The organism is Parachitinimonas caeni (genome assembly GCF_030129945.1).
Lineage (GTDB): Bacteria > Pseudomonadota > Gammaproteobacteria > Burkholderiales > Chitinimonadaceae > Parachitinimonas > Parachitinimonas caeni.
In genome coordinates this window covers 1-9,906 of sequence record NZ_JARRAF010000066.1, presented here as the reverse complement: position 1 = coordinate 9,906, position 9,906 = coordinate 1, and the positions used below count along the sequence as shown (strand labels likewise).

Annotated in this window: 3 protein-coding genes; all 3 read left to right on the top strand. The window is 58.2% G+C overall.

The genetic code is table 11. From position 1 onward, the window contains the following. The coding region (locus tag PZA18_RS23030) for a calcium-binding protein (protein ID WP_284103245.1) at positions 1–7,674 on the top strand (7,674 nt) is incomplete at its 5' end. A gap of 254 nt (positions 7,675–7,928) precedes the next feature. Continuing rightward, the gene (locus tag PZA18_RS23025; protein WP_284103244.1) at positions 7,929–8,633 is read left to right on the top strand and encodes an IS6 family transposase; all 705 of its coding nucleotides are present in this window, start codon (positions 7,929–7,931) and stop codon (positions 8,631–8,633) included. A gap of 429 nt (positions 8,634–9,062) precedes the next feature. Then, a partial coding sequence (locus tag PZA18_RS23020) for a hypothetical protein (protein ID WP_284103243.1) occupies positions 9,063–9,906 on the top strand: 844 nt, incomplete at its 3' end.

The window sequence follows — 9,906 nt, the reverse complement described above, 5'->3', positions numbered from 1 at the left end:
GAATGGCAACGAATCTGGAAGGAGTATTACAACGACTGGAAGATTCTGAGCACCAGCAAGAATCCGCAAACCGGCTGGCGAGCCATCGGTGGCTATAGCGTCACTGGCTGGAGTTTCGAGCTGACTGACCGACTGCAAGCCAAGTATCAGCAGACCATTACCGTCCCTAACCAGGCAGCCTGGGACCTGCAACCGTTCCGTATCAACTTCGCCGAACCGGGGCTGTCTGGCTATTCACAGTTGGTGGATGCCCAGCCGATCAAGGTCAATGGCGAGGATATGGTTGAGCAGACCATTGCTCAGGGCCGCTTTCTGGTCAAGCCTATCTCCAACACGTCAGGGCAGTCTGCGGCGACCGGCCCGTGGAGCGTCTCCGGCGAAAGCAATAATGCGAATCAGGCTGGCATCGCCGCCTGGGGGGATGAAGGCAATGATCTGATCGAAGGCAGTGATGGCCGCGACAGCTTGCATGGTGGGGCAGATGACGATGAGTTGGCGGGCCTGGAAGGCGATGACCAGCTCGAAGGAGATGCCGGCAATGATGTGCTGTTGGGCGGGCGTGGCAATGATGTGCTGCTAGGCGGTACCGACAACGACATGCTGCGCGGCCAGACCGGCAACGACATTCTGGATGGTGGCGATGGTAACGACTTGCTGGTTGGCGATATTGAGCGGGCGGAATGGCAGTCGGCCGAACAGACGCTCGAACAATTCCTCAGCGAAATGCGCACTTACACCTTTGATGATGTACTCAAAGGCGGAACCGGCCACGACACCCTGATTGGTGCCGATGGCGCTGATTCGCTGGATGGTGGCGAAGGCGATGACTTTGTTCTGGGTGATTTCTCGTTTGATGCGACCGATGGCAACCAGCTGGTGGCCCGTAACTATAACGACACGCTGCAGGGCGGTGCCGGTAACGACACGCTGGAAGGTGGCCTGGGCAGCAACCAGCTCAGTGGTGATGCGGGTAATGACTTGCTGATCATCCGCGAGCTCAAGGTCGATGCCAAACAGTGGGGAGGCAATAACCTGCTCGATGGCGGTGAAGGCAATGACACGCTGGTTGGCCAGACCGGGCACGATACCTTGTTGGGCGGCACCGGTACGGATGCGCTGCTTGGGGGCGCAGGTAATGACTCGCTCGAAGGCGGCGACGGCGCCGATCTCCTGTTGGGCAATGGCGGCAGCCAGACCTCGGACAGTGACAACGACAGCCTGAGCGGCGGTCAAGGCAATGATGAGGCTGACGGCCAGGCCGGTGACGATCTGATTCTGGGCGGCCAGGGCAACGACAGCCTATGGGGCGGGGAAGGCAACGACAAGCTCGAAGGCGATGGCGAGAACGACGAGCTGTACGGTGGTGCCGGTAACGACGTTCTATCGGGCGGAAGCGGCGATGACAACGTGCAGGGCGATAGCGGTAACGACACGCTGCAAGGCGGTGTCGGTATCGACATGCTCGATGGCGGTGAGGGGGATGACGTCTATCTGGTCGGCGATATGACGGCCGATACGGCGGGTGCCACACTGGATGCCATTGCAGATAAAGGCGGACGTAACACGCTGGTATTTGGCAGTGGTAGCGCGACGGGTACCAAGCTCAAATACCTGGGTAATGGCGGCGATCTGCTGGTTACCCGCAATGGCCAGGCATTTGTATTGAAGAATGCCGCCAGTAGCGCCAACTTCAACTGGCGCTTTGGCAGCGCGCCTGCCGCAGCCGGCTCGGCCATGGATGGGGCCGATGCTCAAGCCGTTTCACCGGCCCTGAGCGACCCAGACAGCGCGGAATTCAATCAGAAGCAGATCATGAATCGCTTCTACGATGGCATGGTCAATCAGAACTTCAATCAGGCCGACAAAGCAGTAAACAGCTACGGGGGCGGAGTTGCCGACATTCTGAGTGGTTCGACCTTTGGCGATACCCTGGAAGGCAATGATGGCGACGACCAGATTGATGGTGGAATGGGTGACGATCGCCTGTTGGGAGATGCTGGCAACGACACCCTCAAAGGAAGCCTGGGCAACGACACCTTACACGGCGGTGGTGGCAATGATCTGCTGCAGGGTTCGGATGGAGACGATGTCTACCTGATTGAGCTCGCGGACACATTGATCAACAGCACTGTCGTGGTCGAAGACAGCCAAGGTAGTAACCGCCTTGCCTTCGGCGCGGGCATCAAACTGGATGATGTCACGCTGATTCCTGATGCCCGTAACCTGAAGCTACAGGTTGGTGGTGCGGTCATCGTTCTGGCTCAAGGCATTCTGGGAGGCGCGATTGATACTTTCAGTTTCGCTGATGGCCGAAGCCTGTCCCTGAGCGAATTCAAGCAACTCGTCAAAGTCGGTAGCGTCCGGCCGATTGGCACGGCAGGTCCTGATGAGCTGCGGGGAGATGTCGGTGACGATACCCTCGATGGCGCCGCAGGCAATGACAAGCTCTATGGATTTGAAGGCAAAGACCTGCTGATAGGTGGCCAGGGCAACGATCTGCTTGATGGCGGCCAAGCCGACGACACACTGCAAGGGGGTGCCGGCAACGATGAAATCTATGCGGGGGACGGCACGAATTGGGTGGAAGGCGGGACGGGGGATGACTTCATCAGCGCCAGCAGCCGGTCTGCGGGGACCACGGGCCAGGTCATCGCCAAATTTGGTCTGGGCGATGGGCATGACAGCCTGTTTTTAAACCCACAGGCCGGACCCAACAATGCCCGGATTGTCTTTGGCACAGGCATTCGGCCTTCGGATGTGACATTGCAGCGCAATGGCAATGCCCTGCTCTTTATGTTGCCGGGCGGACAGGACATCGTTGAGGTAGCCGACTTTTTTGCTGTCGCCGGGGTTTCTCCGGTTGAACGGGTGGAATTCACTGATGGTGGCACTTGGTCAGTCAGCGACTTGGCGAACCAGTTGGCCAACCTGCTCAAGACTGACGGTAACGACACGATTGATGGCCTGACGACAGCCGATCTGATTCGCGGTGGTTTGGGACGCGACTACATCCACGGTGGCGCTGGCAATGACTCCCTGTTCGGCGACGAAGACGATGATCAGCTGTTCGGTGATAACGACGACGACCAGCTGAATGGCGGTACTGGCAACGACATCCTGCAAGGCGGCCTGGGTCAGGACACCCTGCTCGGCGGAGCGGGACAAGACAATCTGCAAGGAGGCGACGGCAATGATTCGCTCAGCGGAGACAGTGACCAGGATACGCTGAATGGCGGGGCAGGCGCCGATCTGCTGGACGGAGGCGATGGTAATGACCTCCTCAGCGCAGAAGACGGCAACGACTGGCTCTCGGGAGGGTCTGGCGCGGACAAGCTGTCCGGCGATCAGGGTAATGACACCCTGCTGGGCGGCGCAGACAACGATACCCTGCAAGGGGGCGACGGCGACGACAATCTGGACGGCGGTGCCGGCATCGATATTCTCGATGGTGGTGATGGCAACGACCAGATCGTTTGGGGTGATGCCGCGGAGGCGATCCGTGGCGGCTCCGGCAACGACAGCTATGTCCAGGCTGCCACAGGGGGTTCCCTGCGCCTTGAATACACCGACACGATCGGCTTTGACACGTTGAAACTGCACACCTCAATCAAGCCGGCCGATGTTGCTCTGGCCCGCAATGGGGCAGATCTCGTCTTGATGGTGGGCGGTCAGCCTTTGGCCCATCTGAGCGGCTACTTTGCACTCAATCCACAGACTGAAAGCCAGGTTGATCAGATTCAATTCAACGATGGCACGGTCTGGCAAGCTGCCGATCTGGCGTCCAAAGCCCGAAGCCTGCTCACCGGCGATGACAAAATCGATCTCTCAACCAGCCTGAATCGCGACGACCGTCAGGTTTATGGCGGCTTGGGAAGCGACACACTCACGGCAGAGAGCAACCCAGTCGTAAAAGACCAGCCGGCTTACGGACACGCAGACAAGCTGTTCGGCGAGGACGGCAACGACCTGCTCGATGGCGGCTCGGGCAATGACAGCCTGTATGGCGGCGTCGGCAACGACACGCTACTGGGTGGTGCAGACACGATTCCCGCAGGTAATGCAACTGCCTTCCAGACATGGAGTGGCAATGATGTTCTGGACGGCGGGGAAGGCAATGACGTCCTGGCTGGCCAAGGCGGGGATGACACCTTGCAAGGTGGCGAAGGTAGCGATGTGCTATGGGGAGGAAGCCAAGGATCGTGGGATGCAGGCAACGATCTGCTGGATGGCGGCGCTGGCGACGACACCATTTATGCCTGGGGCACAGGCAACGATACGATTATCGCTGGCACTGGCGTCGACGAATTGATGGTCTCCAACTCCTCTGGCACGGGTAACCCCGTCACCACCTTGCGTTTCGCCCAAGGCGACGACGCCATCGTTGCCGGCAAGATGACCCAGATCAAACTCAACGGCAGTTGCGTATTCGAATTTGGAACCGGCATCCAACCGCAAGACCTGATCCTCGAAACCAAGGCAGGCGGTGGCTTCCTGCTGGCTTACTCCAAGACCGACGTCATCGAGATCCGCGACAATGCGGCCAATGCCAGCCTGAGTTTCCGCTTTGCGGATGGCCGCAGCCTGAGCTACGCCGAGTTGCTGGCCAGCAGCGCTGGCAAAGTACCGGTTGGCATTGTTACCGGTACGTCTGGCAATGACCGGCTGCAGATCAACAACCAAACCGGTGGTCATCTGCAAGGCTTGGCCGGCCAGGACACCCTGACCGGTAGCGCCGCCGCCGATACGCTGGATGGCGGTGCCGGCAACGACAGCCTGATCGGTGGTGCAGGCAGTGACACCTATCGCTTCAATCTGGGGGACAACTGGGACTTCATCACTGACGACACCAGTAATGGTGCCCGCAACGTTGCAAGCTTTGGGGCGGGCATCGCCGTTACCGACCTGAAAGTTTCGCTAAGTGGCAGTGATCTGATCGTGCAATACGGCACCGGTGGTGATGGAATCCAGATTACCAATGGTGAAGCTGGGGCAATCAGTGAATTCCGCTTTGCCGATGGCACGGTACGCACCCTGAGCGAATTGTTGGCCGGTATGGGCAAGCAACTGCAAGGCACCGCGGGTGCCGATACCCTGGCGGGCGGCGTTGGCGATGACCAGATTTATGGCGCTGCCGGCAACGACAGTCTGCTCGGCCATGGCGGTAACGACATCCTGATCGGCGGCATCGGCAATGACTCGCTCGACGGCGGCGCTGGCGATGATGCACTGGATGGTAACGAAGGAGCTGACCGCTTGCTGGGTGGCGATGGCAACGACCAGTTGGTAGGCAATACCGGCAATGACTCGCTTGACGGCGGCGATGGCCGAGATGGGCTGGAGGGCGGCGATGGTAAAGACACTTTGTCCGGCGGTAATGGCAATGATGTCTTGCGCGGCGACGATGAAGGCTCTGACCTGGGCGATGCCGACCTCTTGAATGGCGGTGAAGGCAATGACGACCTCTTCGGCGGCATGGGCAATGACACGCTCAAGGGCGATGCCGGAGACGACAACTTGTTAGGTGGCGATGGCGATGACTTGCTGCTCGGGGGCGATGGTAATGATGCTCTGGAAGGCGAAGCGGGCAACGATACTTTACAAGCAGGTCTGGGTGATGGCTGGATGAGCGGCGGGGATGGCAACGACCAGCTGCTGGGCGGCACCGGCATGAATGTCATGGCGGGCGGGATGGGCAATGACCTGCTGGATGGTGGCGAGAACAACGATGGCCTGACAGGCGATGATGGCCTGGATACGCTGCTGGGCGGTGCCGGCAACGATGACCTCAGTGGTGGCGCCGATGCGGATAGCCTGGAAGGCGGTAGCGACAACGACAACCTCAATGGCGATGCGGGCGACGATACCCTCAATGGCGGCCAGGGTGTCGATAGTCTGCAAGGGGGTGAAGGTAACGATGTCTACCTATTCAACCTGGGTGATGACGCAACCCAGCAGGTAGATCAGGGTGATGGCACCCTCACAACGACATGGACCACCCTTTGGGATAACGCTGGCAGCAACGAAATCCGCTTTGGTGCAGGTATCCGCGTACAGGACATCAAATTCCAGACCAATCCAGATAATGGCTCAATCTGGTTGAACTATTCGGCAACTGACAAAGTTGAACTGATCAAAGATCCAGATCTAGGTGCCTCAACCATCAGCACCTACCGTTTTGCAACGGGCGAATCCTTCACACACGCCGAAATGCTGGCGATTGCACAAGGCGGGCCGATCCCACAGCGCTCGATTGATGGAACCGCTGGAAACGACAAACTCATCGGCACCGCCAAAGGTGAGTTGATGCGCGGCTTGGCCGGCAATGACACATTGGAAGGGGCGGCTGGCAACGACACTCTGGATGGCGGCACCGGCAATGACAGCCTGTCAGGGGGTGATGGTGATGACAGCTATCTGGTAGACAGTGCCGGCGATGTGATAGTCGAGGCCGTCAATCAAGGCACTGACCATGTCCAGGCATCCGTCAGCTTCACTTTGGGTAACAATCTGGAAAACCTGACCTTGCAAGGGACGGCCAATCTGACCGCTACCGGCAATGCCTTGGCAAACCAACTGGTTGGTAATGGCGGCAACAATGTGCTCGACGGCAAGTCTGGTGCCGATACGCTGAAAGGCGGCGCTGGCAACGACACTTACGTGGTGGATAACGCCGGCGACAGCATTATCGAACTGGCAGGCGAAGGTAACGACCTGGTACAAGCCTCAGTCAGCTACACCCTGGCTGCCGAGCTGGAGAACCTGACCCTGACCGGTACTGGCGCCATCAATGCAACGGGCAACGATCTTGGCAACGTGCTCATCGGCAACGCCGGGGCGAACAGTCTGAGCGGCAACGCCGGTAATGACACCCTGGATGGTGGGGCGGGGGTTGATAGCCTGGCCGGGGGGATTGGTAACGATACGTACATCGTCGATAACGCCAGCGACAAAATCACTGAATCCGCCAACAGCGGGACGGATACCGTGCTGGCATCGGTCAACTGGACGCTGGGAAGTGATCTGGAAAACTTGACGCTGACGGGCGGCTCAGCCCTCAACGGTACCGGCAATGCCGCTGCGAACCTGATGGTCGGCAATACAGGAGCCAACAGCTTGAATGGCGCAGCAGGCAACGACACGCTGGACGGTGCTGCTGGTAATGATACCCTGACCGGTGGTAGTGGAAATGATACCTACCGGATGGCCATAGGCTATGGTGTCGATACCATCATCGAAAACGACTCAGTGACGGGTAATCAGGACATCATTGAGTTTGCTGGGGGCATTACTGCTTCACAAGTGACGTTCAAGAAGGTCAACAACCATCTTGAAGTTCAATTGAAAGGAACCACAGACAAACTGGTCATTCAGAATTGGTACGGTGGTAGTCAATACCGGGTCGAACGATTCAAATTCTCGGATGGTACGACCCTGAGCGACGTGGATGCCCAAGCCCGTGCGGCGGGGTCTGGAGAAATGATCAGTGACGCGGCCCCCTCTGTGTCGGTTTCCGAAACTTGCCCTGCACAGTGGCAGGATGAAAGCAGCCTTGCACTGCAAACAGAGTTGCTGATCTCTGCAATGGCAGGGTTCAACCCGCAAGACGCCGGTCAGAGTGGCACGCTACTGAACTATCAGGATCAAACGATGAGCCAGATCGCGGCGAGCTGGTAATTTGACGACTTCCTGATTCAGTTAAAACAGCCCGGTACCAGACCGGGCTGTTTTTTTGGTTCTGCTGCCATAACCACCAACCGGTGGTATGCGTCCGGTCGGGCCACCTTGCGACCGGAACTCGAGTCAGCTAGCGGTCGTTGAATTCAGCGGGAGCAACTCATCAATCCGGCTATTGGGCCAGGTTGTCAAACGCAACCTCAAACGGTATTGACAAGTTAACTTCGGTCTAAACGGAGGTTTAAGATGTTGGCATGGACGAGTCCCTCTGCCACCGCCACCGTTTCCCGGCTGAAGTCAACAGCCATGCGGTCTGGCTATACCACCGATTCAGCCTCAGCTTCCGTGATATTGAAGCGTTGCTGGCCTCACGAGGCGTGCTCGTCAGCAACGAGACGATCCGGCAATGGTGCCTGAAATTCGGTCAGGCCTACACCAATACCTTAAGGCGTAGCCGCCCAAAGCGAGGGGAAAAATGGCATCTGGATGAGGCCTACCTTTCCATGAATGGCAAGCGCCACTATCTATGGCGCGCTGTTGATCAGGAGGGTAATGTTCTGGATATTCTGGTGCAAAGCCGAAGGAACCGTCATGCCGCCAAACGCTTTCTGCGCAAGCTGTTAAAGGGTTTGTGCTACGCGCCACGCGTCATGATTACGGACAAGCTCAAGCGTTACGCAGCGGCCAAACAAGACATCCTACCGGGGGTTGAGCACCGACAACACAAGGGCTTGAACAACCGCGCAGAGGTGTCCCATCAGCCCACCCGGCTGAAAGAGAAGCCGATGCGACACTTCAAATCGCCGACACAAGCTCAACGCTTTCTGTCCGCTCACGGGCCCATCAACAAGCTGTTTCGTTGTCGTCGCCATTTACTCAGTCGGGCTGATGACCGCGCTGCGCGTGAAAAGGCATTTCTCGCCTGGCAGATCATTACCAATGCCCTTGCTGCAGCCTGAATTCGGGGAGCAGTGCGATGGGTGTGATTTTTACGCACCGGCATATGGCAATGGCCATTCCGCTGATTAACTTGTCAGTACCTAAAGCAGTATAATATGCTGTTTTCTCGTATTGACTTTTCCTTTGGAAGACAGAAGTGCGGTGCAGGTATATTCTAAATATACTTATATAAAACAATAATTTATATATTTATTGACTGTCTCGCTGGCTTGTGATGTTTCTTCATTTTCACTGCGAGTTTCTGCAGTTTGCCCCCTTCGCTGTCACTTTCGGATAAGCCCTTATACCCCCGCTGCTTTTACAAGGATCGAGCGTTGAAGCTCAGTCACTATGCGTCAAAAGTGACTATTGGTCATAAATGACGCTGATGAAGCCTCGGCCTCGCGTGCTGTTCACATTATTTTGTTCGACAAGAATTCAGATTACATATGGTTAGCTCTGTTCATTCCCAAAGCAATTCTGCAATCAATACTTCTTTACCCCAGTTTGGTGACCGCGAAAGCACCAGTAGTCAGGGGGCGCAGACATCTTCAGCCCAGGCGATCACGCCTGCATCAGTGCGCGAGCATGACGAACTCCTGCTTGGCCAGGAGCTGCCGACGGTAGGGACGTATGACCGTCAGGGGCGGATGTCGGGGGAGCCTGGGGCGGTGGTGGAAGGGTTGGTGCCGCGCCTGCGGTGGGAAGGGGAGACGGTCTACCGGCATGACGAAGCGGGCCATGACACGGGGTTTGGCTGGGACGCGGCCAGCCAGCACTATGTCGCCGCAGACGGCAGCCTGGCCAGCCTGCAGCGCGAGGGCGACCAGCTGGTGTGGCGACTGGGCGAGGTGACCGAGCGATTTCATGGGCAGAGCGGCCAGTTGCAACAACGGCTGGGGACGAGTGGACATACCGACTACCACTACCATGCCGATGGTCGACTCGACCGGGCAGACAGTGACCACGGCGCCCACGCCCGTTACGACTACGATGCCTCAGGCAGGCTGAACGGGGTGGTGGTGGCACTGGATGGCAGCGGTGACACCAGCCGCCACTTCTACGACGCCCAGGGCCGCCTGCAAGCCACCCTGCAGGCCGATGGCCAGCTGCAGCAATGCCTGTACGACCCCGATGGCACCCTGACCGGCTATCGCCACTGCCAACGCACCGTACCGGCTGCCGACCAGGCCGCCGCCCGCCTTGACACCCTCCTCAGCCAATACGCCAGCGCCGACGACCCGATCCGGTCCCTGTCTGCCGAGACTGCCGCACCCGCAGTACGGCTGGCGG